This is a genomic window from Flavobacterium sp. P3_A6, from assembly GCF_056403035.1.
This window is the reverse complement of sequence record NZ_JBFUGG010000002.1, coordinates 178655-202655: the sequence shown is the minus strand read 5'-3', so window position 1 is coordinate 202655 and position 24001 is coordinate 178655. Positions and strand designations below refer to the sequence as shown.

Here is a 24001-nt window from a genome sequence, read left to right as displayed (position 1 = left end):
AACCTCAATCGTTTCAAATCATTCAATGAAAAAAGAAATAGCTATCAAAACGGACTCTCAATCTCCAATTATAGAATCTATTTTCGAAACTATAGTCGAACCAATTATATACAAATGCTAGAACAAATAATTGGTATAGCCTTTAAATTCTTCTGATGTATCCATTTTGGAATCCTACATCAGAAGAAAAAACAATCATGCGGTTTCTAAAAATCAAATGCTATTATCTCAATTTTAAAAATCGATTCAAATGAAAGCAAACATGCTAAGCCGAGTAGCAGACGGAATGTTCTGGCTCAACAGATATATGGAAAGAACAGACGGTATGTTACTAACTCTTAACACAAGCTACATTCTGTCATTTGATAAGGAAACAGATGATTGCCAAGGTTACAAACCTTTATTAAATTACTATACCAATTTGACATTCGCTCAAATAGAAGAAGTACAAAACGACACCGCCTTTGTTTTGAAATATATCATTTGCGACAATCAAAATCATAATTCGGTTAAAAATCTGGTTGTAAAAGCACGTGAAAATGCCAGAGGATCACAAGATAAGATTACCAAAGAACTTTGGGAACACATCAATTCGCTCTATCATTATATGAATTCACCCGAACTCCCCAGAAAGCTTGAAAGCTCCGATGCTTTAAAGGTTGTAAACAAACTCAATAAAGAACTGTTACTATACAATGGTATTTTCCATGTTACTATGCCTAGAGGACTTGGCTGGAGTTTTTCGAGTATTGGAAAACTAATCGAACGATGCCTGCAGACGATATCCATGACTCAGGCTTATTATATTCCAATAAATTACAATTTGGACGGAAACGAGGATGTTATGTACTGGAAAAGACTCTTGCTCTCATTATCCGGTTATGAATTGTATCTCAAAAGCTACAGCAATATTAAACATAATAGAAAAATTGTTGAACATGTTGTTTTTAATGAGGATTTTGCGCATTCCGTAATTTTTACATTGGACTTGATCAATAAGCATTTGGATTGCCTTGTAAAAGACAGCGAAATAAGTGAAGCTCGAGCATTGTACAATCAATTTGGAAGATTAAAAAGTTACATAGTCTATACTGATTACCATCACATGACCGACAAACAATTAGAAGAAGTTTTAGAAACAACAAAAACACAGCTTAACCAGTTTTCCACCGATTTTTCAAAATTATTTTTCTCCTATACTTAGCACCTTATGGCAATATTTAAAATAACACATATCACTAAATATCAATACAGCTTACCCATAAAAGAAAGTATAAACGAAATTCGTTTGTTTCCTCATCATTTTAAGGATCAAGAGGTACTTGATCACCATCTCTTAATTTCCCATGATCCTGAAATAAAACATTTTAGAGATTATTATGGCAATCATGTAGCGAATTTCAATAATCTGGAAGCCCATAATGAAATGACGATTGAATCCCGAATGACGGTTCGAGTGAGTCATTCTCTCAAAATTCCCGAAATCGAAGCCACCACCGCAAAAGATTTACAAGAAGAAAAAAATAATGACATTGCCTTATTAAGACTTAGCTATCCCGAAACAATCACAAAACAACAAGATATTGATGCTGTTTTGGCAACCTTTGATATAGCCAATAATTCAATTATTACTATTGCCCAATTATGCAATGCCTATATATTTAACAATTTCACCTATACCAAAGGAATCACCAATATAGAAACCACAATTGATGAAATTTTGGAATTAAAAAAAGGTGTCTGCCAAGATTTTGCCCATGTCTTACTGCAGTTTTTAAGAACTGCCGGTATCCCTTCCAGATATGTAAGCGGTTATGTTTGCCCTAACGAAAGCGGACTAAGAGGTGAAGGTGCCACTCATGCCTGGGTCGAAATTTATTCTCCAATTCAAGGCTGGCTGGGACTGGATCCAACCAATAATATTTGGACTATGGACAATCACGTAAAACTCTCTGTTGGCAGAAATTTTTATGATTGCACTTTAATAAAAGGCACTTTCAAAGGATTAGCAAGACAAACACTATCCGTTAGTGTTTCTATAGGATATGAGGATGGCCGTCATTATGAAGAAATGAATGATGTACAGCTCGAAGAAATGCCACAAGAAATAAATGAGCAAATAAGTTATATTGAGCAACAGCAGCACCAACAGCAATAAACAGTTTAAAAGAAATTCTATAAGTTAGGAGTTTCTAAGTTACTGAGAATCTAAGACTCTAAACACCTTAAAATAAAACAGAATCAAGAAAAAACTTAGCTTCTTAGCAACTTAGTATCTCAGCAACTAAAAAAATCAAAAATCAAATTTGAGCTGTACCACGATAGTTTTTTTGATTTCAGTATTCAAATTGCTTAAAGAAATACCTAACAATCGTACCGAATCTTTCATCCTTTCCTGATACAATAGCTCCTTGACTGTTTCCAAAATTAATGCTTTATCGGCAATGAAATAAGGCATTGTTTTACTGCGGGTTTGCTGTGTAAAATCGCTGTACTTTATTTTCAATGTAATGGTTTTACCCGAAATTTGATGTTTTTTTAAACGGCGTTCCAATTCCTGCGCTATTTTTTCGAGTTTTTCGATCATGAATATTTCGGAAGAAAGGTTGCTGTCAAAAGTATGTTCAGCTGCAACGGACTTAGTAATTCGATTGGACTTTACTTCACTGTTGTGAATGCCACGAACTACATCATAATAGAAACCACCCGACTTGCCAAAATGTTTTTCTAAAAATTCAACCGATTTCGATTTCAAATCTAAACCTGTAAAGATTCCAAGCTGAAACATTTTTTCGGCTGTAACTTTCCCTACTCCATAAAATTTTTGAATAGGCAATTGTTCTAAAAAAGCAATGACTTCATCTGGATTTACAGTTTTTTGGCCATTGGGCTTATTGTAATCGCTCGCAATTTTTGCCACAAATTTATTGACCGAAATTCCAGCCGAAGCCGTTAACCCAACTTCATTAAAAATCCTTGCCCTTATTTCCTGTGCCAATAAACTGGCACTGGGATTACCTTTTTTGTTTTTTGTAACATCCAGATAGGCTTCGTCCAGCGAAAGTGGCTCTACTAAATCAGTATAATCACGAAATATTTTGTGGATTTTTTTTGAGATTTCTTTATAACGGTCAAAACGCGGCCGGACAAAAATAAGCTCGGGACAGTTCTTTTTGGCCAAAACACCGCTTATAGCAGAACGGACTCCAAATTTTCTAGCTTCATAACTAGCCGCCGACACGACTCCTCTATTTTCGGCACCGCCAACCGCAATGGGTTTTCCGCGTAGCTCGGGATTATCCATTTGCTCGACCGAAGCATAGAAAGCATCCATGTCGATGTGTATGATTTTTCTATATGGAAGCGATTCGGACATACTACAAATTTAAACCGTTTTAAAAAAAATGGAAGCTCGAAACTGTTAAAAAATAAATGAATATCTTTGATGCATCGGCTAGCCCAGATAGAAACGGCATCTCCCGATTAAAAAAACAAGACTTTTTTATCGTAGTTTTTGTTAATCGGGAATATAGTGTACAGCTGGAAATAGCTCCAAAAAACACATATGATGATAGAAATAGAAAGGAAATTTTTGGTTACTTCCGATGCATTCAAAGCAGAAGCTTTTGCTCAAAACAGAATAAAACAAGGCTATTTGAGTGCTGTTCCAGAAAGAACAGTCCGAGTACGGATAAAAGGCCACAAAGGGTTTTTGACCATAAAAGGAATTTCCAACGAATCTGGTTTGTCCCGTTTTGAATGGGAAAAAGAAATTCCCGTAGATGAAGCCGAGAAATTATTGCTTTTATGCGAAACAGGCGTAATCGATAAAACCCGATTTGAAGTAAAATCGGGCTATCATATTATAGAAATAGATGAATTTTATGGCGAAAACGAAGGATTGATTATGGCTGAAATTGAATTAAAGTCAGAAACTGAACCCTTTGAAAAACCAATTTGGCTAGGTGAAGAAGTAACCAATGATAAAAGATATTACAATGCTTATTTGAGCAAAAATCCGTTTAAGAGTTGGTAACGACTTGAGTAATTAGTCATGAGTAATTGGTGATTAGCAAAATGCAACTTAGAAAAATAGAATTTTACTTTTTTTGAGATGCTGGAGAGTTGAAAATTTTCAAACCAAATACTAAAATTCATCAACAATAAAAAGCTAATCACTCATCACAAAATTACTAAAAGCTATCACTTTCGTAACTCTTCGATTTTTACAATCACAGCTCCGCTGCTTTTGTTGGATGCAATATCCATAAAAGCTTTCTTGCTTAAATCTATTTCTCTTCCTCTTGCAAATGGGCCTCTGTCAATTACCTCTACAATTACCGATTTGCCGTTGGCTTCATTAGTAATCCGCAGTTTGGTTCCAAAAGGGAATTTTCGATGCGCAGCGGATAACTTTTTGTTATCAAACCGTTTGCCGCTAGCCGTTTTTTTACCATTAAATTTGTCATGGTAATAAGAGGCATGAGCATCTTTTTTAAAAAATACAAACTTTCCAGTTTCAACAATTACAGTATCTGGGGCGATAGCAACTGGTTCAACAACTTTTTCTGCAGCTTTAGCAGTTTTTTTTACAGTGTCTTTATTAATGGAAAATTTTTTGCTTGTAATAATAGTACTTTGACTGCTTACTATCCCAATATTGGCTAGTAAAAATAAAAGTGTGATTATTTTTTTCATTTATAGTTTATTAGGTGAAACTTTGAAAGGCAAAAAAATTATGGGTAAAAAAAAATCCTTTTCAGGATTTTTTAAAAATGGGTTATAACCACAAGGACCAGGGAATTCTGCTTAAAATAAGCACTAATCCTAAGCCGTAAAATATTGTGAAGCCTTTAAATTTTGACTCACTTGTTGTTGCTTTTTTATGTTTTGACCAGCCAATAGTAATCAAAGTAATAGCAATTATATTAATCAGAGGATGTTCTAATGAAGTTAAACGAAGTGCTTTATCAGACATTTGTCCAAAAGAAGCCAATCCTAACGGAGATACAAAATACAAAATCAACCCAATCAGTAATTGAACGTGTATACCAATTAATCCAAACAAAGCTATTTTCCTGTCTTTGGAAGTAAATTCTTTTTTGGAAGACATTCCTATTATGGCATTAATAACTGCGACGACAAGAACTAACAATGCAATATAAGCCCAACCTGAGTGAAATTTTTGTAAAATCGTGTACATAAATAGTTTTTTAATTTAAACAAATATAGCAAAAAAGACCATAAAAAAACGGCATTCAACTAAAAGTCAATGCCGTTTTTAATATTTATTTAGATTCTAATTAGAAATCATAACGTAGAGTAAAGTTCCAAGTTCTTCCAAATCCGAAGAAAACTTGATTGTTTGTAGCAATTCCTTTGTAAGTTGATTGAGTTGGATAATCAGGAGCAAAAAAGTTTGTTCTAGATTCTGCGATATAAGTTTCATCCAAAACGTTGTTCACGTTAATTCTAAAATTTACTGATTTGTCTTTATGAGCTCCTACAAGCATTTTATATGAAAACCCTGCGTCTACCAACCCGAAAGAAGGTAATTGCAACGAACCTCTATTTACTTCAGTTGTGAAATTAAGGGGGCTAATTCCAGCATATAAATTATCATTAAAATTATAATTAGCATCAAAAGTAACTCTTGGCAAAACCTCGTAAGAAGCTCCCAAAGACGCTGTCATTTGAGCTGCGTCTCCAACTTTTACCTTATCCAAATACAAAGTAGCAGCTGTATATCCAGGAACCGGCGTATTATCTGCTATCCAATAAGCATTACTAGTGGCATTCCCTTTGTACTCCCAGATACCATAAGAAAACATTGCATTTATACGCAGTTTATCTGTTATTGGTGCATTCCCTTCAAATTCAATTCCAGAGTGAACCTCATTAAGACCTACTAATTCTGTGTAAGTAGTACCGGCAGCAATAGCTGGGGTGGTTGGAGTCGCTGCAGAAGCTGGAAGCGCATTACCTTTTAAATATCTATCGTCCCAATTAGTGTTGTAAATATTAACGTTAGCATTAAATTTTCGAGAACGGAAACCATATCCTGCTTCAAGACCTAATATTTTCTCATTAGTAAGATTAGGATTTACTTGTGATTTATTATTTGGATAAACTGAATTAAAGAATGGCTGTTTTGAATAATATCCAGCATTTGCATAAACATTGTGATGCTCGTTGATATTATAGTTAGCTCCTCCTTTTATATTACCTCCCAAAATATTTTCATAAGGAGTAGAAGCCAAAGCTGGCTGAGTTACTGTATTATATACAAAATCATCCTCTCTTTTATATCTCTGTTGAGAAATTGCTCCTTGTATAAAAGCAGTTAAATTATCTTTAGAATATTCTAATTGAGTAAAAGCTCCATACCATTGTACATTACCTGTACTGTTAAAAGCAATTTTTTCGTATTTTTTATCTTTGAAAACATTCCATTGAACATCTGTATCATAAGTAGTAGTAAGATGTCTGTTTGGCTGATTCACATTTGTATTGTCAAAATATTCATTACCGCCCAACAAATCATTCAATACAGTATAGTGATATCCTTTGTAAGTTCTAGCATCAATACCAAAATCCAAAGTAAAGTTTTCTCCTAATTTTTTATCTAAATTGATTACACCACCATACCAGTCATGTGAATTGATTGATGAAGTTTGTGAAATCCCAGAAGTACCTGAACTAGCAGCTGCAGGTGTATTAGTAGATGATCCGAAAGCAGAACTGTTTTGGTAAACTCCTCCTACTTTAGCTCTAGTTTGAAGACCTGTAAAACCACTAATCATAACCGGTACACCTGAATTATAAGCTTTAATTTTATCATAGTCCACCAATCCATCAGCCGTTCTAAATGCTACTGCATCAGAATATGCTTTCCCTCTAACTCCTCCTGTTGCACTTACACCTTCTCCACGTCCTTTAGATGCGTACACAACGGTAGACAATTTAGTTGTCTCGTTAATTTGATAATCCCAGTTGATAGATGCAATCGGTTTGTGATAAACATTTTTTCTGATATTGTATTCCTCCCCATTCAAATATCCAGCATCTGCATTATATCTAATGTTCGGATGATCAATTGAACCATATTGCTGATATGTTGCAATTGTAGAAGCCGTAGATCTTTGAAAATGCCATTGTGGTGCTCCTGTTACTGTAAATTGGATATCATGTTTATTATTTTTGGTAGTATATCCTACAGCTACATAATAATTATCTGCAACAAAATCTGTCTGATTTACATAACCATCTCCAAAAGTGTGGCCGTACAAGATAGATGCAGAAAATCCATTATCCAATTTACCACTATTATAAGATGCCTGTGTTTTTAAATAGTTTGCATTACCAAAACCAGAAGAAATTGACCCACCTTCTTTCATATCAGAAGATTTAGTAATATAATTTATTGTTCCTCCCACAGATGAAACTGCCAATTTTGAAGAACCTAAACCTCTTTGAACCTGTACTGCAGAAGTTACATCTCCAAGACCTGCCCAGTTACTCCAAAAAACACGGCTGTTTTCCATATCATTAACCGGCATACCATTTACCATGACAGCAATGTTCTCTTGAGCAAATCCACGAATATTAATTCTTGAATCTCCAAAAGCTCCACCAGCTTTTGAAACATATACAGAAGGTGTGTTTTTTAAAATTTCAGGAATCTCTTGAGTTCCTAATTTTGCTTGAATTTCAGCAGCTTTGATTGTCGAAGCAGCAACTGGTGTTTTTCTGTCCTTTGCAAGATCGACAACAGATGATTTAACCACTATTTCGCTCAATTCATTAGAATTGGCCACCAAAATAATTTTTCCCAGTTCAGCTTTTCCGCCTGAAATAGTAAAATCAATAGTTTGATTCGCATACCCAATGTAAGAAATAATTAATTGCCCAGAGTTCGTATTAGAATCAATGGCGAATTTACCATCAAAACCAGTTGAAGCACTAGCTGATGTACCTGCAATAGCAACATTTGCACCAGGTAACGAACTTTGTCCATCTGTAATAGTTCCTGTAATTTTTCCTTGAGAAAATACCGTCGAAACCATTAAAAACAGTAATCCGGAGAGTAACCAATTTTTCATTGTTTTCATTCTTGTTAGTTTAAATATTTTTGGCAAAATTATAACATTTAAACGAATTAATGTTAATAAAACTTTAATTAATTGCATTTTTACCAGTTATTTACACATAAAAAACACATTGCAATTATATCGTTAATCTTTTAGAGATATAGTTATTTTTAATTCAAAAAAATAAGAATTTAACATCTTCTAATTCCCCATTAAATTAACGATTTCTTTACTTACTAATCCATTTCTTATATTTCAAAAAAAAACTCTGATTATCAAATCAGAGTTTTTCATTATTGCGGATCGTAAAAAATAATCTATTTGTTTTCTAAAAAATGATTCAATAAAAACTGAGTCGAACTATCATGATTTTTAACTTCTTTAGAATTAATTTCATCTAATATTGAATTGGCTAATTGCTTTCCAAGTTCAACTCCCCATTGGTCAAAACTAAAAATGTTCCAGATAATCCCCTGCACGAAAATTTTATGCTCATACATAGCAATCAAAGAACCCAAAGATTTTGGCGTCAATTTCTGAATCAATATTGTATTCGTCGGTTTATTTCCAGTAAAAACTTTAAAAGGCAAAAGAACACTTGCTTTCTCTGCGCTTAGTCCTTGTTTATCAAATTCAGCCTGCACCTGCTCTTGAGATTTTCCATTCATCAAAGCTTCAGTCTGAGCAAAAAAGTTTGACATCAGTTTATCATGATGATCTTCATCTCCATATAAAGGTTTTACAAATCCAATAAAATCAGAAGGAATCAATTTTGTCCCTTGGTGAATTAATTGAAAAAATGCGTGCTGTGCATTTGTACCCGGCTCACCCCAAATAATAGTACCTGTTTCATAATTTACTGGTTTTCCATCACGGCCCACACTTTTACCATTACTTTCCATCGTTCCCTGCTGTAAATAAGGAGCCAATTTTTGCAAGTATTGTGTATAAGGAATCAAAGCTTCGCTTTCGGCACCAAAGAAATTATTGTACCAAACACTTAACAATGCCAATGTTACTGGAATATTTTTGTCAAAATCAGCTGTTTTGAAATGTTCATCCATTTCATTAGCACCACTTAACAAATCATTGAAATTATCAAAACCAACTGCCAAACTTATAGAAAGTCCCACTGCGCTCCATAAAGAGAAACGTCCGCCAACCCAGTCCCACATTGGGAATACATTTTCTGGATTAATTCCAAACTCGGTTACTTTCTGAATATTAGTAGAAACCGCTACAAAATGTTTAGCAACATCTTCCTGTTTAGCCGATTTTAAAAACCAAGCTTTAATGGTTTCAGAATTAGTTAAAGTTTCTTGCGTTGTAAATGTTTTAGAAACAATTACAAATAAGGTAGTTTCTGGATTTAGTTTTTTTATGATCTCATTTACATGATCTCCATCAACATTAGATGCAAAATGCACATTTAAATGATTCTTATAATACTGTAATGCTTCAACAGCCATCACAGGTCCCAAATCAGAACCGCCAATACCGATATTAACAACATCAGTAAATGGTTTTCCAGTATAACCTGTTCTTTGTCCCGAAGTAACTTCGTTTGTAAATGATTTTACTTTGTTCTTTACTTCATATACTTCTGGCATTACATTTACACCGTCTACATTGATTACTGCCGATTCTTTGGCCCTCAAAGCAGTGTGCAGAACAGCTCTATTCTCTGTTTGATTGATAATTGCCCCGCCAAAATAATCAGCAATAGCATTTTTCAAACCTGTTTCCTTTGCCAATTCAAGCAACAAATCAATTGTTTCTTGGTTAATTCTGTTTTTAGAGTAATCAATAAGAAAATCATTCCATTTCAAATGAAACTTTTCTGTTCTTGATGCATCAGCTTTAAACATAGCTGCCATTGAAGCATTTTGTATTTCAGTATAGTGTGCTTGAAGTTTTTTCCAAGCAGAAGTTTCGGTTGGGTTTATTGTATTTAAAGCCATTTTATTCTTATTTTTTATGTTGTGCAAATTTACTGAATAAAGTTTGAATGGACTAAAATCAGACAATTATATAACAATAAAATATCAAAAAACAAGAATAAATTAACTTGGTTTAAATAAGTCTAAAATTGAGTTTTATCATTTATATTAGAAGCAGTAACACTAAGATTTTTAGTAACATGGAACCTGCTCTGCGTTTTATCTTTTTATTTTTAAAGGAAAAATAAAAAGGATGTCTCTTCGATCAGGGCTAAAGACAAGCATATTGCTTCTTTGCCATTATTTACGGTTGCAATCAAAAACAGGATAAAACATTGTTTCGTTAGAGATTAGAAACACTATCCAACTCAAATTTTAAAGGCTCTATTTTCTTTAAAAATCGTTCTTTGTTTTTCGGGTTCATCGGTTCACCATTAGGCAATTTCAGTCGCAATGCATCAACTTGAACTCCATTTTTCCAAAAACGGTAGCATACATGCGGTCCAGTTGCCAGTCCTGTACTTCCTACTAAACCAATAGTTTGTCCTTGAGTAACATGTTGCCCGCGCCTTACTAATATTCGGGACATGTGCAAATACTGAGTCGAATACACTTTATTATGTTTTACTTTTACAAAGTTTCCATTACCGGCAGTATAGCCTGTCTGCTCAACAATTCCTGACGCTGTTGTCGAGATCGGCGTTCCATAAGGCGCGGCATAATCCGTCCCTTTATGTGCTTTCCAGATCTGCTGCACAGGATGAAAGCGATTAGAACTAAAATGAGAAGTAATGTGGCTAAACTTGATTGGTGTTTTAAGAAAGAAATTCTTCAGCGTTTTTCCGTCTTCATCATAATAATCCACATTGCCCGAGCCTTGATTTTGCTCAAATGGAAAAGCATAAATGATTTTGCCTTTATACTCAAAAAAAGCCGCCTGCAGACTGTCAACACCATCATAAATAGAATCATTGATGTAGCGCTCGGTAAAAGTCAAACCAAAACGATCTCCTTTTTTAACCTTAAAGAAATCAATAGACCATGCAAAAATCTTAGTTATTCTACTAGCCAATGCTCCTTCCACTTTGGCATTATCTAAAGTTTCAGATAATGATCCTTTTAATACACCGCCAATAGTTCTGCGTTTTAATGTTAAGGGCTTTGTTTTTTTAGAAGCTTTTGCAATTGAATCTCTCAAATCAATTATATAATAATGCAGTGCATCTGGCTGGTAAATAAAAACATTTAATGTGTTCGTTTTATTCTTGGAGCGAAGCAATGTATACGGTTTATTTATTCTGATAGTCCGAACATCAAAAGTATCTTTTACCTGAGCTACAATATCGAATACTTTTTTATCCCCAATATTTTGATTTTGCAAAATACTTCCAAAAGTATCACCTGATTTTACAGAATCCTGAACCACATTAAAATCAGAAAATTTAAATCCAAAATCACTTTTTTTAGATTTTGGAATCACTTGATTTTCTACAACTTCCTTATCCTTATTACAAGAAATTAAGKAAAAAAGCACTGCTATAATTACAAATATTTTTTTCAAGCTATCTCTTTTTATCTTTAGTTTTCTACGCCCCAATTAGCCAATTCTTCCTCACTCCACAACTCCGGAAAGAAAATCCTTCTTTGGTATCTAGGATGCATATATTTTTTCCAATCGCTTCCGCCAGTAGCCTCTCCATCTCCTTTACCGTTGTCAATATATTTTCTGGCAGCATTCAAATGTCCCATAACCCAAGTAACATTTACTGTATGATCATAATGACGCATCGCCTTAACTAATTCGGGGTTTTCGCGGTCAGAATCTGGCAATTGCTTGAATTTCTGCCAAAGGTTTATGGTATTGTATTCTTTCATTTGCGTTATAAATGACGCTTTATATTTGCGTTCAAATTCTAACAGTAAATAGGACTTCTCACCTGTTTGATGATCCTTTCCTGCAGCTTGCCAATACATATGATCCAAGGCGTACTCATAAGGCGTATTTCTGTCAATGGTTGCACGAAAACGGTAATCGATAAGGTTAATTAAATCAGTCGAGGCAATCTCTATCATCCTGTATTGTGCACTTTGAAAACCGCTTGCAGGGGTCAGCGTATTTCTAAACTTCATGTATTGCTCTACCTCCATTCCGTCGCCCATAATATCAAAAGAAGTGGTAAGCATATCGAAGTAACGGCTAATTCTCATTAACCTTTCGGCAAAAAAATCGGTTGTCAGCTTTTCAGCGTATGAAATCTGATGCATTTCCCAAAGTATCATTTTAAAAAGCAATTCATTGACTTGATGATACATGATAAAAACCATTTCATCCGGCAGTGTTGTTCTCTGAATCTGAAGATTCAATAGCGCATCTGTTTGAATGTAATCCCAATATGTTATTGGTTTTGACCAAAGCAATCCTTCAAGATGGGTTTCCGTTTTTTGATTAATCTTTTGGAATTTTTTATCAATTTCATCCAAGATTAATGCTGTGGTATCATTTATTGTCATTTTGCTTTTAATTTAAACGGATTATTTAACCCTTTGTAATCTTCCAAATCCGCTTTGACAGACCCTACCAAAAGTGTTGCTTTTATCCGAACAGGTATCTTATTGTAGTCGTCTGAAATCCATAATGTTAAACTTTCCTCTTCTTTAAATATACGGCCAGACTGCACCAAAGGTCTAAAAATCATGGTTGAAACGACTCCAAATTTAGTTTTAATATCTTCTCTACCTATGAATTTTAACTTAAATTTTGTAATCTCACCGTCAAAAAACATATCAATAATAACAGATTCGCCTTCTTTAATTTTATTGATATTGGGATAATTGCGCAGATAATAAAATGATGAGAGAATATCCTGAGCATTTTTAGGAAAGTCAAAGGCCTTTTCGGTTTTGTGCTTATAATCTTTCACCAATATTCTATTAGTCCGCTGATTAAAAAATCCTTCCTGATTTTTGGTATAGCCCCCTTCATTGATTTTTCGGACAAAACGGTATGGACTTCTGTTGTCCTTGTCTATATAGCTTTCGTAAATGTCTTCAACTTCAAAAAAGAATTTGGTCATGCCCGTAGAATACCCTTTACCGATAACATGATAAACAGGCAGATTGTTTAGTATTTCATCTTTAACTTCGATGGTTGCATAACCTGCATTCAATAACCCATAATGCACTCTAAACCTTAGAAATTCGCCTCCAGCAAAAGCTTCTTCTTTTTGCGTACCGAAACCTAAAGTGATAACCACTAACAAGAAAATTATAATTTTTTTCATCGGATTCGATTCATTTTAAGATAAACTCAAATGTATGAAACAAAAAAACTCAGTCAAATTAATGACTGAGTTTTTATGCTATTAACTAACCAAAAAACTATAAATTATGAAAATTTATATGAAACTAAGAAGGAAACCACCCCTTCCTTATTTGCGAGTGCAAAGGTATATCATAAATCGATTTATTTTTAGCAAAAACTCAAGTTTAACACAACATTTGCAACTTTAAGGGTTATTTAACTATTATTTTTTTTGATAATGTAAAAATAATTGATTTTTACAAAGTTCCTCGCAATTCTTGTTCGCGCTCTATGGACTCGAAAAGAGCTTTAAAGTTACCTGCGCCAAAACCTTTGGCTCCCATTCTTTGAATAATTTCAAAAAATAAAGTAGGACGGTCCTGAACTGGTTTGGTAAAAATCTGCAATAAATAACCATCTTCATCGGCATCTACCATAATGGCCAGTTTTTCTATTTCATTCAAGTCCTCTTTCATCATATCCATGTGTACGCCCAATCTTTCCGGAATCGCTTCATAATAGGTATGCGGTGGCGGCGATAAAAACTCCACACCTCTTGCCTTCAACTGCGAAACAGTTTTTATGATATCATCGGTGGCGATAGCAATATGCTGAACTCCGGGTCCGCCATAAAAATCCAAATATTCTTCGATTTGTGATTTTTTCTTTCCCTCGGCCGGTTCATTGATTGGAAATTTGATTCTTCCGTTTCCGTTTGACATTACTTTACTCATCAAAGCCGAATATTCGGTATTAATTTGTTTGTCGTCAAAAGATAGGAAATTCACAAATCCCATGACGTCTTCATAAAATTTTACCCAAGTGTTCATTTCATTCCAACCCACATTTCCTACCATGTGATCAATATATTTTAAACCTGTTGGTTCCGGATTATAATCGGATTTCCATTCTCTATAACCAGGTAAGAAAACACCGTTGTAGTTTTTTCGTTCTACAAAAATATGAACCGTTTCTCCATAAGTATAGATTCCGGAACGAATCACTTCTCCAAACTCGTCTTGCTCAACCGTTGGCTCCATAAAGGAACGCGCACCTCGTTTCATAGTTTCTTCATAAGCGCTTCGGGCATCTTCTACCCAAAGTGCGGCTACTTTTACCCCGTCACCATGTTTTTTCAAATGGTCGTGAATAGGAGAATCCTGTGTCAAAGGGGTGGTTAAAACAATTCGGATTTTGTCTTGTTTCAGCACATAAGAAGCTTTGTCTTTTACCCCAGTTTCCAGTCCGGCATAGGCTAATGACTGATAACCAAAAGCGGTTTTATAATAATGTGCCGATTGTTTTGCGTTGCCTACGTAGAATTCAACATAATCTGTTCCCAGAAGCGGAAGGAAATCCTGCGCTCCTTCGAATATTTTTTCTAATCCGTATTCTACTGATTTTATTTCTTTTGCCATGACTTTTTTAATTAGAAAATGAGTCAATTAGAAAATAAGATAATATGCGTTCCGATAAAAATTATCTCATTGACACATTTACAAATTATCTAACTATTTCATTTTTGATGTTGATATTATTTTGTTTAAAATTTTTAAAATTCCTGAAAGATCATTTAATAAACGTTTACAATTTGGATATTCACTGTGAGCATCACATAAAAACAACCAATATTCAGTTTCATCTGCCTCCTTAATTGCTATTTTTAATTTATGTATAAAATCAGCTTTGCTTTCTGCATTTTGTGATTCTTTTGAATTTGCTCCAATTGACGTTCCACTTTTTAATAATTGATTTGCAATTACAAACTTCTTTTGATCTTGTAATTCGTTTGTGTAGTCAATTATACTTAAGGCGAAATTGAAAGTTTTTATCAAAAGAGCATTGTCTTTGTATTTTTCGTTGAAAGTCATAAATTAATGTGATAATTAGAAAATTTGATGATTTTTATCTGTATGTTTAAATTTAACATAATTAACTAATTATACAATTTCAATAGTATTATCTAATTATCAAATTGGCACATTGACTAATTATTCCGTCCAAGATTTATAGTATTGTCCATCGTCTATCCCCATAGCCGCTTCAGTCACCATAAGCGGATGAAAGGTATCGACCATTACTGCCAATTCCTTCGTTTCTTTGTGCCCAATACTGCGTTCCATTGCGCCTGGAGCTGGTCCATGAGGAATTCCTTTTGGGTGCAGCGTAATGTGTCCCAGCTCGATATTGTTGCGGCTCATGAAATCACCATCGACATAATACAGCACTTCGTCACTATCTATATTGCTATGGTTGTAGGGCGCAGGAATGGATTTTGGATGGTAATCATACAGTCTTGGCACAAACGAACAAACCACAAAAGTTCCTGTTTCGAATGTTTGATGAACTGGTGGCGGCTGATGCACACGCCCAGTTATAGGTTCAAAATTGTGAATACTGAAACCGTATGGAAAGTTATAACCGTCCCAGCCCACTACGTCAAAAGGATGTGCGGCATACACTACTTCATGCATCACGCCTTCTTTCTTTATTTTGATGATAAAATCTCCTTTTTCATCATGAGATTCCAATTCATTTGGCAATATGAAGTCACGTTCACAAAACGGCGAATGTTCCAAATGCTGTCCAGATTGGTTTTTATACCGTTTAGGCGTATAAAATGGAGAATGGGATTCTACATAAAACAAACGATTTTCTTCTGAGTCAAATTCGATTTGATAAATGGTGCCCCGCGGAATAATCAGATAATCTCCATATTCAAAGGGAATATTACCAAGCATGGTGCGGAGTTTGCCTTTGCCCTTGTGAATGAAAATCATTTCGTCGGCATCGGCATTTTTATAGAAATAAGCCGTCAAAGATTTTCTAGGCGCAGCCAATCCTATGATGCAGTCTCTGTTGACCAGCATGGCTTTGCGGCTTTCCAAAAAGTCGTCTTCGGGTTTCAATTCAAAACCTTTCAGTAATAAAGATTTTATGTTTTTTCCAATGGCTATTTTGGGTTCAACTGAATATGATTTTAGTATTTCTTTGACCTGAGTTGGTCTATGAATGTGATAAGACAATGAGGAATTTCCATGAAAACCCTCTGTGCCAAAGAGTTGTTCGTAATATAAACCTCCTTTTGGATTTTCAAACTGGGTGTGTCTTTTGGGAGGAATACTTCCTAGTTTATGATATATTGGCATGACAATTTAAATTAGATGATAATACAATTCGTTAAAAAACCGCAGCGTCAAATTGAATTGCATTTAAAAAGCAAAACTTTGATATACACAATCAAGTATTCAATTCTTTGATAATAGATACAGGATTTGTGATCTTTAAAATCACTCTGGATTTCTCTTGATTAAGAATTGAAGATACTCTAATAAACCTATCCAATTTGTTTTCATAATTACAAATGTCGTAATTTTTTTTAACAAAAAATACAAATTAAAAAATAAATCCAACAGAAAACCAAATATAAGAATTAGAAATTTCCGGCGACCAGGAATATTTTATTTCGACAGGACCAATTACGGTTTCTAACCCATAACCCAAGGCATAACCTGAATATTTAGGCAATGAAACCCAATCTAACGAATTGTAAAGATCATCACCGAGATTAGCATAATTGGCCGATAAATTAATATGACTCTTTTTAAAAACTTCATAGTCGAATGTAAACGTTGATTCTAAATAACTGTTTCCTGAAATGCTTAAAAAATCATACCCATAAAAATACTTGAAATTATTGTTGTTATAATATCCATACCCGCCCAAAATAAAATCAAAATAAGGCATACTTTTATCACCAACGGATGTTCCTGCCTCAGTCTGAAATTTGATGGTTGCATTTTTAAAAACTGTTTTGGCGATTCCTGCCTCCCCTTTTATAATAAAAAAAGGCTTGAAATTAACATCACTCTCTGAAGAAAACATATAAAACTGAGGATTCCCTGAGAAATACCATCCTTTTTTTGGAAAGTATTTATTATCATAGGAATCATATTTGATGTACCCAAAAGCACTGCCATAAGTACTCCTTGTAATATTTGGATTTAACTCAAGCGTCTGTGAGGAAATGTCCAGATATTCAAACTCAGCTCCCACACCAATAAGAAATTTTTGCGCAAATAAAGATTGAATGTATAGTTGATTTGTCAAATTCAAATAATCAATATTTATGGAATTTGATGCTTGCTTATTGTAGGTTATTACACTAACAGGAATGTTTTTATTGAATTGATTAAGCTGTGATTTGAAACCATAACTCAATTGAAATCCGTTATCAATATAGTAGTCAAAATAATATCTTACATTATCTCCTAGCGCCAAATCGGCGGATAAAAAGTCATTTTTGAAAAACGTTTTTTTATTGGTAATATTAGCCAAAACAGCACTTTTATACAATCCGTCATAATGCAAAGCAAATTTTAAATTTGTTTTTACAGGACTTTCTGTTAGGGTAAGAACCAAATCATCGTATTCTCCGTTTTTATCAAAATAATAACTCACATTACTAAAATTTTGCGTGGCATTCAGGTTATTTATTCCTGTTTCCAAATCTTTGAAACTTATTTTAGACTTCGGTTTAAAATTTAATTTACCAATAATGTAATCTCTTGAATAATTTTTAAGTTCATTTATTTTAATATCTACAATGCTCAAGCTATCGGTTTGAACATTCAGTTTGGGTTTATGATACGGATTTGCTTTATCTACTAAAAGATCTATTTTTTCATATACGGAAAAAGTGGCATCTTCTCCCTTTTTGATAATTTCGGCGGCTCTTTCAAAAGATACCACTCCGTAATTTTTCACATCTGGCTTTATGTAAATTTCTGTTAGATTTGCATTTTTTTTCATTCTTTCAATCATCTGCAGATTAGTAATCTGAAAGAAAACTCTCGAAGCGCTTCTTAACTCGTCTATATTAAGCAGACCTGACTGTACATCGACCCCAATTATTATGTCGGCTCCCATTTTTCGAACTTCGTCTATAGGATAATTATTAATCACTCCTCCATCAATAATGAGGTTATTATCAATAATTATCGGTGCAAAGATGGAAGGCAAAGACGAACTTCCTGTTATAGCCTGCGCTAATATTCCTTTATTAAAAACCACTTGTTCTCCAGCCGCAATATTAGTTCCTATACACAAAAAAGGAATAGGCAATTCGTTAAAATCACGAACATGCCGAACTGGGAATGTCAAACGGCTTAATAAATTGAAATTGTACATTCCTTTAGACAATGCCTCGGGCGTGCCAATACTAAATTTATTGAATGGCAGTATTAAAGCGTACAGCTCATCATTTCGCTTTTCATAAAAGTTTTTGGAAGATCGGGGAATAAAGTCGCTAATAACATTACTGAAATTGGTCGTCKCAATAATAGAATCTATTTGCTTAGCATTGTATCCCATAGCATAAAGCCCTCCTATGACTGCACCCATACTGGTGCCGCCAATGTAGTCTATTTTTATTCCAGCATCTTCCAAAACATTTAAAACCCCAATATGTGCAAATCCTTTGGCTCCGCCTCCACTTAGCACCAAACCTATTTTAGGTCTTTTGGGCGCATCTTGTGAAAATGAATTCAAGCAAGTTAAAAAAAGAATAAAAAACAATATTCTATACATAAGGAGCAAGTTACTTTGATTTTAGATTTTTTTTACTTCTTTAAAAAAAATCATTTTTGCGTTTTGTAAAAGTCGGTAATTTTTTTGGCTTTTGATACTCCAATAACGTCAGCAATTTCTTTTTCTGCAGCTAACTTTAATCTTTTAACACTTTTAAAATGCTGAATTAATGTAAGCATTGTTTTTTCGCCAATTCCAGGAATGCTTTCTATAGAAGAATTCAGTGCCGATTTGCTTCTTTTGTCCCGGTGAAAAGTAATTCCAAAGCGGTGCGCCTCATTCCGCAATTGCTGAATGACTTTTAGGGTTTCCGACTTTTTATCAAGATACAGCGGGATAGAATCTCCTGGATAAAATAGCTCTTCCAGTCTTTTGGCAATTCCTATAATAGCTATTTTACCGCGCAGTCCCAGAGCATCTATACTTTTTAAAGCTGATGACAATTGTCCTTTCCCTCCGTCAATAATTATTAAATTAGGCAAAGGTTCATTTTCGCCCAATAATCTTTTGTAACGGCGAAAAACAATTTCTTCCATCGAAGCAAAATCGTCTGGACCAATTACAGTTTTAACATTAAAATGACGGTAGTCTTTTTTACTGGCTTTTCCGTCCTTGAAAACCACACAGGCGGCAACGGGATTTGTTCCCTGAATGTTCGAATTATCAAAACATTCTATATGTCTAGGCTCTACCGGCAAGCGTAAATCGCTTTTCATCTGAGCCATAATCCTATTGGTATGGCGGTCTGGATCCACTATCTGCAATTGTTTCAACTGCTCAATTCTGTAAAACTTAGCATTGCGGATCGACAAATCCAATATTTGTTTTTTGTCTCCTAATTGCGGTACGGTAATTTTTATCTGTTCGCCTAAATCTACTTCAAATGGCACAATCACTTCCTTGGACAATAACTGAAAACGCTCTCTTAATTCTATTATAGCCAATTCTAGTAATTCTTCGTCTGTTTCCTCCAGTTTCTTCTTAATTTCCATCGTATGTGATCGAATGATCGATCCATGCGAAATCTGCAGAAAATTAACAAAAGCAGCGCTCTCATCAGAAACTATAGAGAAGACATCAATATTGGTAATCTTTGGATTTACAATGGTAGAACGTGATTGATAGTTTTCTAAAATTTCAATCTTTTCCTTTATTTTTTGTGCCTCTTCATACTTCATGTCTTGTGCGTAACTGGTCATCAAACGCTTAAAATCTTTCATGCTCTCTTTGAAGTTTCCTTTCAAAATTTCACGAATGGCATTCACTTGTTTTTGGTAATGCTCCAATGTTTCTAAACCTTCACAAGGTCCTTTGCAATTGCCAATATGATATTCCAAACACACTTTGAATTTTCCGCTGTCAATATTGCTTTTGCTCAAATCATAATTGCAGGTCCGTAACGGATACAGTTCTTTTATTAAATCCAAAATCGTATGAACGGTTTTGAAATTGGTATAAGGCCCAAAATATTCAGACCCGTCTTTGACCATTCTGCGGGTGGCAAAAATTCGGGAAAAAGGTTCTTTCTTAATGCACAGCCAAGGATAGCTTTTATCATCACGCAACAGCACATTGTATCTGGGCTGCAGTGTTTTTATTAGATTGTTTTCCAATAAAAGCGCATCAGTTTCTGTGGGAACAACAATATGCTTGATGGTTACAATTTTCTTAACCAGCACATTGGTTTTGGCCGTATCGTGGATTTTGTTAAAATAGGAAGAGACTCTCTTTTTTAGATTTTTGGCTTTGCCCACATATAAAATCTTCCCTTCCTTGTCATAATATTGATATACGCCAGGACCATCAGGGAGGGTTTGTATTTGCAGGGCTAAAGTTGGGTTGGTCATTTTTTTTAAAAGCTTCTGAGGATTAATTTTTTATATCAAAAAAATCCCAATTCTTCATTTTTCCAAATTTACAAATAACAATCAAGCAAACCAATATGATTTTTCTAATACCAAATAAATAATTTCTATATTTAGATTTTTATTTTAAAACATGAAAAACTCAAAACCATTAGTCATTTTTGGCGAAAGCGTTTTGCCTGGAGAAAGTAAAACGATTCAGCTGGAAATTGCCAGATTGCACACTACTACCAAACTAACGATTCCGATTATTATAAGACGTTCCAAGATTGAAGGTCCTGTCGTCCTTTTTTCCGGAGGCATTCATGGAGACGAATTTAATGGCATCGAAATCGTAAGACAGCTCATTACCAAAAAAATAAACAAGCCCAAAAAAGGCACCATCATTTGCATCCCCATCATAAACATTTATGGATTTATCAATAGATCCAGAGATTTTCCGGATGGAAGAGATTTGAATCGGGTATTTCCAGGAAGCAGAAAAGGATCTTTGGCCAGCCGATTTGCGTATCATATCATAACCGAAATCATGCCGCTTGTAGATTATGCCGTCGATTTTCATGCTGGGGGCGCCAGTAGATTTAACGCCCCGCAGATCAGGCTTACGCCAAATAACCCAAATACAAAACTGCTGGCCGATGCCTTTAATGCTCCTTTCACTTTGTACTCAAAAAATATAGCAGGTTCTTTTAGAAGTTCCAGCGAAAAATTAAACATAAAAATGCTGCTGTTTGAGGGTGGAAAATCCTTAGATATTAATCACGAAGTGGCTCAGGAAGGCATTAATGGGGTCAAACGCCTTCTAAAACATTTGGATATGCTGGATCCGAAACATTATGCTCCTCCACAAAAGAAACCGACAATTTATATTGAAAAATCGGGTTGGTTACGGGCCAAATGTTCCGGTTTATTAATTGACAATAATCTGGTTGGACAGTTTGTAAAAAAAGGAACAATATTAGGAATGATAACAGATCCTTTTGGGAAATTCGAACGAAAAATAAAGGCTCCAAATGACGGATATGTGCTCAACGCCAACCACTCACCTATTGTTTATCAAGGAGATGCCATCTATCATCTTTCGAATACTGCCGAGGAAGACAGCGAGTAAAACCTAACAATTATCATATTTTTCACCAATCAATACTCTTATTTTTGAATAAAATAAGAGATTATGCTGTATTGGAAAAAGTTATCCCAAAAAGAAAGACAAGCCCGAATTGAAAAAGCATTAGAAGAAAACGTCAACTTCACTTTGGATACTTCTCTGGGCTATCCCGCGTCAAAACTGGACAGTAAAGTATATTATGAGGAAGCTTCTTTCTTGGCCGATGCGCCTACTTTAAAGACGTATGTAGCCAATCCCAACCATATCGGATGCCACACGCTGGGCACTTCTGAGAAAGCCTTCAAGGGAACTCAGGAAATCGAACGCGAAGTTCTTGATGTATTGGCAGTGGATCTTTTCAAAGCACAGCCTAAATCGTATGATGGATACATTTCTCCCGGCGGCACTGAAGCCAATATTCAGGCCATTTGGATGTACCGCAATTACTTTAGCTACAAACTGGGTGCAAATCCTTATGAAATAGCTATTTTAGCATCCGAAGACACCCATTACTCGATCCCAAAAGCAGCCAATATCCTGATGCTCGATTGGCTGAAAATACCTGTTGATTTTCATACTCGGGAAATAGACACTTTCCAATTGGAAAACATCATTATTAAAGCCAAGGAAAAAGGGAAAAGGTATTTTATCGTAATCTCAAATATGGGAACTACCATGTTTGGGAGTATTGACAATCCCAATGACTACGCTCAGGTATTGGAAAAGCATCATTTGATTTACAAAATACATATTGACGCAGCTTATGGAGGTTTTATTTATCCGTTTAGCAATAAGGAAAGCGAACTGAATTTTGAGAATCCAAAAATCAGTTCAATAACAATTGATGCTCACAAAATGCTGCAGGCTCCTTATGGCACTGGCATTTTTCTGTGCCGAAAAGGACTGATCGAAAATGTTTTAACCAAAGAAGCCGAATATATAGAAGGAATGGACTTAACCCTTTGCGGCAGCCGGTCGGGTTCTAATGCCGTTGCAGTCTGGATGATTTTGTTTACTCATGGTCCTTTTGGCTGGTGCGAGAAAGTGCGTGTGCTGCAAATGAGGACTCAGTGGTTATGTGATCAATTGGACGAATTAAAAGTGGCTTATTTTAGAGATCCATTCATGAATATTGTAACCATTCAAGCCCAATACATTGAAGAAGCATTGGTCAAAAAATTTGATTTGGTGCCTCAAAAACACAATGGTGATAATTCATGGTATAAAATTGTGATTATGGATCATGTAGAAGTAGATCATTTGAGTACTTTTATCACAGATTTAAAAGAATCACTTTATGTTGAAAAAAGCATTACGAACGAAGTATAAAACATTACGAAAAAAACTCTCCGAGATCGAAATTGAAGAAAAAAGTCTGGCTATTGCCAATGAAATACTAAAACTTCCCATTTGGGACAAAACCTATTTTCATCTTTTTTTGCCCATTGAAGAACAAAAGGAAATCAATACCGAATTTATACTGCATCTCCTGTCGGGAAAAGATAAAGAAATTGTGATTTCAAAAAGTGATTTTCCGACCCTAAACATGACTCATTTTCTTTTGACTGACAATACCAAAATAAAGAAAAACGAATACAACATTCCAGAACCTGTTGACGGTATTGAAGTCCCTGCCACAAAAATTGATGTCGTTTTTGTCCCGCTTTTGGCTTATGACCAAAAAGGAAACCGAGTAGGTTACGGCAAAGGCTTTTATGATAAATTCCTCTCTCAATGCAAACCCGAAACCATTAAAATTGGCCTGTCATTTTTTGAACCCGAAGAACTCATCTCGGATGTTTTTGAAACTGATGTATTGTTGGATTATTGCATTTACCCCAACGGAGTTTATGAATTCTAGTTTATAAGCAGTACTTTTGCCTTGTATATAATCTACAATTAAATTATGAAAATGTTTAAAACTTCAAGATTTACAGCCGCAATTTTAGCCGCAGTATTCAGTCTTTCATTATCAAATTGTGCTGTTAGGGTTGGAACAAGCCACAATACTGTTAAAGCAAAACCAATGCCTCCAGGACAAGCTAAAAAAATAACTGGTCAAAAAAGCGCCAAAAATTACGCTCCAGGCCATAATAAATAAAACGAAA

General features: G+C 34.7%; 20 protein-coding genes. 7 read left to right on the top strand and 13 right to left on the bottom strand.

All coding sequences use genetic code 11. From position 1 onward, the window contains the following. Window positions 1-250: 250 nt before the first annotated feature. The gene (locus AC1DVP_RS02790) at window positions 251-1204 is read left to right on the top strand and encodes an alpha-E domain-containing protein (RefSeq protein ID WP_477182031.1); all 954 of its coding nucleotides are present in this window, start codon (window positions 251-253) and stop codon (window positions 1202-1204) included. A gap of 6 nt (window positions 1205-1210) precedes the next feature. Next, window positions 1211-2158, top strand: a complete 948-nt coding sequence (locus AC1DVP_RS02785) for a transglutaminase family protein (protein WP_477182030.1) — start codon at window positions 1211-1213, stop codon at window positions 2156-2158. A gap of 135 nt (window positions 2159-2293) precedes the next feature. Here the strand turns inward: AC1DVP_RS02785 and dinB are convergent, their stop codons facing one another. Further along, window positions 2294-3376, bottom strand: coding sequence for a DNA polymerase IV (gene dinB / locus AC1DVP_RS02780; RefSeq protein WP_477182029.1), 1083 nt, complete (start codon window positions 3374-3376; stop codon window positions 2294-2296). A 189-nt stretch (window positions 3377-3565) separates the two neighbouring features. On the opposite strand from dinB, the gene AC1DVP_RS02775 reads away from it, so the two are divergent. Further along, window positions 3566-4036, top strand: a complete 471-nt coding sequence (locus tag AC1DVP_RS02775; protein ID WP_477182028.1) for a CYTH domain-containing protein — start codon at window positions 3566-3568, stop codon at window positions 4034-4036. A gap of 167 nt (window positions 4037-4203) precedes the next feature. On the opposite strand, the gene AC1DVP_RS02770 is transcribed toward AC1DVP_RS02775, so the two are convergent. The 12 genes from AC1DVP_RS02770 to uvrC form a co-directional block, all read right to left on the bottom strand. Further along, window positions 4204-4698 (bottom strand): septal ring lytic transglycosylase RlpA family protein, encoded by a 495-nt coding sequence (locus AC1DVP_RS02770; RefSeq protein WP_477182027.1) that lies wholly within the window; start codon window positions 4696-4698, stop codon window positions 4204-4206. A gap of 82 nt (window positions 4699-4780) precedes the next feature. After that, window positions 4781-5203, bottom strand: a complete 423-nt coding sequence (locus AC1DVP_RS02765; RefSeq protein WP_477182026.1) for a hypothetical protein — start codon at window positions 5201-5203, stop codon at window positions 4781-4783. A 100-nt stretch (window positions 5204-5303) separates the two neighbouring features. Continuing rightward, window positions 5304-8111, bottom strand: coding sequence for a TonB-dependent receptor (locus AC1DVP_RS02760; RefSeq protein WP_477182025.1), 2808 nt, complete (start codon window positions 8109-8111; stop codon window positions 5304-5306). A 296-nt stretch (window positions 8112-8407) separates the two neighbouring features. Beyond that, a complete protein-coding gene (pgi, locus tag AC1DVP_RS02755) occupies window positions 8408-10051 on the bottom strand; it encodes a glucose-6-phosphate isomerase (protein WP_477182024.1) in 1644 nt (547 codons plus the stop codon). Window positions 10052-10373: 322 nt separating this feature from the next. Further along, entirely contained in the window at window positions 10374-11591 is a 1218-nt protein-coding gene (locus AC1DVP_RS02750) for a peptidoglycan DD-metalloendopeptidase family protein (RefSeq protein WP_477182023.1), read from the bottom strand. Between the two features lie 17 nt (window positions 11592-11608). Continuing rightward, window positions 11609-12541: a tryptophan 2,3-dioxygenase family protein gene (locus tag AC1DVP_RS02745; RefSeq protein ID WP_477182022.1), complete on the bottom strand. Its 933-nt coding sequence runs from the start codon at window positions 12539-12541 to the stop codon at window positions 11609-11611. Further along, on the bottom strand, window positions 12538-13311 hold the full coding sequence (locus AC1DVP_RS02740) for a DUF3108 domain-containing protein (protein ID WP_477182021.1): 774 nt from the start codon (window positions 13309-13311) through the stop codon (window positions 12538-12540). The genes AC1DVP_RS02745 and AC1DVP_RS02740 overlap by 4 nt, the downstream gene beginning before the upstream one ends. A gap of 277 nt (window positions 13312-13588) precedes the next feature. Next, window positions 13589-14749, bottom strand: coding sequence for a 4-hydroxyphenylpyruvate dioxygenase (gene hppD, locus AC1DVP_RS02735; RefSeq protein WP_477182020.1), 1161 nt, complete (start codon window positions 14747-14749; stop codon window positions 13589-13591). 93 nt (window positions 14750-14842) lie between these two features. Then, on the bottom strand, window positions 14843-15202 hold the full coding sequence (locus AC1DVP_RS02730; RefSeq protein ID WP_477182019.1) for a four helix bundle protein: 360 nt from the start codon (window positions 15200-15202) through the stop codon (window positions 14843-14845). A 120-nt stretch (window positions 15203-15322) separates the two neighbouring features. Next, window positions 15323-16480 (bottom strand): homogentisate 1,2-dioxygenase, encoded by a 1158-nt coding sequence (locus AC1DVP_RS02725; RefSeq protein WP_477182018.1) that lies wholly within the window; start codon window positions 16478-16480, stop codon window positions 15323-15325. A 247-nt stretch (window positions 16481-16727) separates the two neighbouring features. After that, the gene (locus AC1DVP_RS02720; RefSeq protein ID WP_477182017.1) at window positions 16728-18881 is read right to left on the bottom strand and encodes a patatin-like phospholipase family protein; all 2154 of its coding nucleotides are present in this window, start codon (window positions 18879-18881) and stop codon (window positions 16728-16730) included. Window positions 18882-18970: 89 nt separating this feature from the next. Then, complete coding sequence (uvrC, locus tag AC1DVP_RS02715; protein WP_477182016.1) at window positions 18971-20767, bottom strand: excinuclease ABC subunit UvrC; 1797 nt, start codon at window positions 20765-20767, stop codon at window positions 18971-18973. 151 nt (window positions 20768-20918) lie between these two features. On the opposite strand from uvrC, the gene AC1DVP_RS02710 reads away from it, so the two are divergent. From AC1DVP_RS02710 to AC1DVP_RS02695, 4 genes are all read left to right on the top strand, one after another. Further along, window positions 20919-21896: a succinylglutamate desuccinylase/aspartoacylase family protein gene (locus AC1DVP_RS02710; RefSeq protein WP_477182015.1), complete on the top strand. Its 978-nt coding sequence runs from the start codon at window positions 20919-20921 to the stop codon at window positions 21894-21896. A gap of 63 nt (window positions 21897-21959) precedes the next feature. After that, window positions 21960-23222 (top strand): pyridoxal-dependent decarboxylase, encoded by a 1263-nt coding sequence (locus AC1DVP_RS02705; protein WP_477182014.1) that lies wholly within the window; start codon window positions 21960-21962, stop codon window positions 23220-23222. Next, a complete protein-coding gene (locus AC1DVP_RS02700; RefSeq protein WP_477182013.1) occupies window positions 23191-23754 on the top strand; it encodes a 5-formyltetrahydrofolate cyclo-ligase in 564 nt (187 codons plus the stop codon). The genes AC1DVP_RS02705 and AC1DVP_RS02700 overlap by 32 nt, the downstream gene beginning before the upstream one ends. Window positions 23755-23799: 45 nt before the next feature. Further along, window positions 23800-23994, top strand: coding sequence for a hypothetical protein (locus tag AC1DVP_RS02695; RefSeq protein ID WP_477182012.1), 195 nt, complete (start codon window positions 23800-23802; stop codon window positions 23992-23994). Window positions 23995-24001 lie beyond the last annotated feature (7 nt).

Coding starts and splice junctions, on each gene's coding strand:
- uvrC (WP_477182016.1), bottom strand. CDS start 20,767: ATGACCAACCCAACTTTAGCCCTGCAAATACAAACCCTCCCTGATGGT.
- hppD (WP_477182020.1), bottom strand. CDS start 14,749: ATGGCAAAAGAAATAAAATCAGTAGAATACGGATTAGAAAAAATATTC.
- AC1DVP_RS02760 (WP_477182025.1), bottom strand. CDS start 8,111: ATGAAAACAATGAAAAATTGGTTACTCTCCGGATTACTGTTTTTAATG.
- AC1DVP_RS02710 (WP_477182015.1), top strand. CDS start 20,919: ATGAAAAACTCAAAACCATTAGTCATTTTTGGCGAAAGCGTTTTGCCT.
- AC1DVP_RS02700 (WP_477182013.1), top strand. CDS start 23,191: ATGTTGAAAAAAGCATTACGAACGAAGTATAAAACATTACGAAAAAAA.
- AC1DVP_RS02740 (WP_477182021.1), bottom strand. CDS start 13,311: ATGAAAAAAATTATAATTTTCTTGTTAGTGGTTATCACTTTAGGTTTC.
- AC1DVP_RS02790 (WP_477182031.1), top strand. CDS start 251: ATGAAAGCAAACATGCTAAGCCGAGTAGCAGACGGAATGTTCTGGCTC.
- AC1DVP_RS02765 (WP_477182026.1), bottom strand. CDS start 5,203: ATGTACACGATTTTACAAAAATTTCACTCAGGTTGGGCTTATATTGCA.
- AC1DVP_RS02770 (WP_477182027.1), bottom strand. CDS start 4,698: ATGAAAAAAATAATCACACTTTTATTTTTACTAGCCAATATTGGGATA.
- AC1DVP_RS02745 (WP_477182022.1), bottom strand. CDS start 12,541: ATGACAATAAATGATACCACAGCATTAATCTTGGATGAAATTGATAAA.
- AC1DVP_RS02775 (WP_477182028.1), top strand. CDS start 3,566: ATGATGATAGAAATAGAAAGGAAATTTTTGGTTACTTCCGATGCATTC.
- pgi (WP_477182024.1), bottom strand. CDS start 10,051: ATGGCTTTAAATACAATAAACCCAACCGAAACTTCTGCTTGGAAAAAA.
- AC1DVP_RS02730 (WP_477182019.1), bottom strand. CDS start 15,202: ATGACTTTCAACGAAAAATACAAAGACAATGCTCTTTTGATAAAAACT.
- AC1DVP_RS02695 (WP_477182012.1), top strand. CDS start 23,800: ATGAAAATGTTTAAAACTTCAAGATTTACAGCCGCAATTTTAGCCGCA.
- AC1DVP_RS02705 (WP_477182014.1), top strand. CDS start 21,960: ATGCTGTATTGGAAAAAGTTATCCCAAAAAGAAAGACAAGCCCGAATT.
- dinB (WP_477182029.1), bottom strand. CDS start 3,376: ATGTCCGAATCGCTTCCATATAGAAAAATCATACACATCGACATGGAT.
- AC1DVP_RS02785 (WP_477182030.1), top strand. CDS start 1,211: ATGGCAATATTTAAAATAACACATATCACTAAATATCAATACAGCTTA.
- AC1DVP_RS02725 (WP_477182018.1), bottom strand. CDS start 16,480: ATGCCAATATATCATAAACTAGGAAGTATTCCTCCCAAAAGACACACC.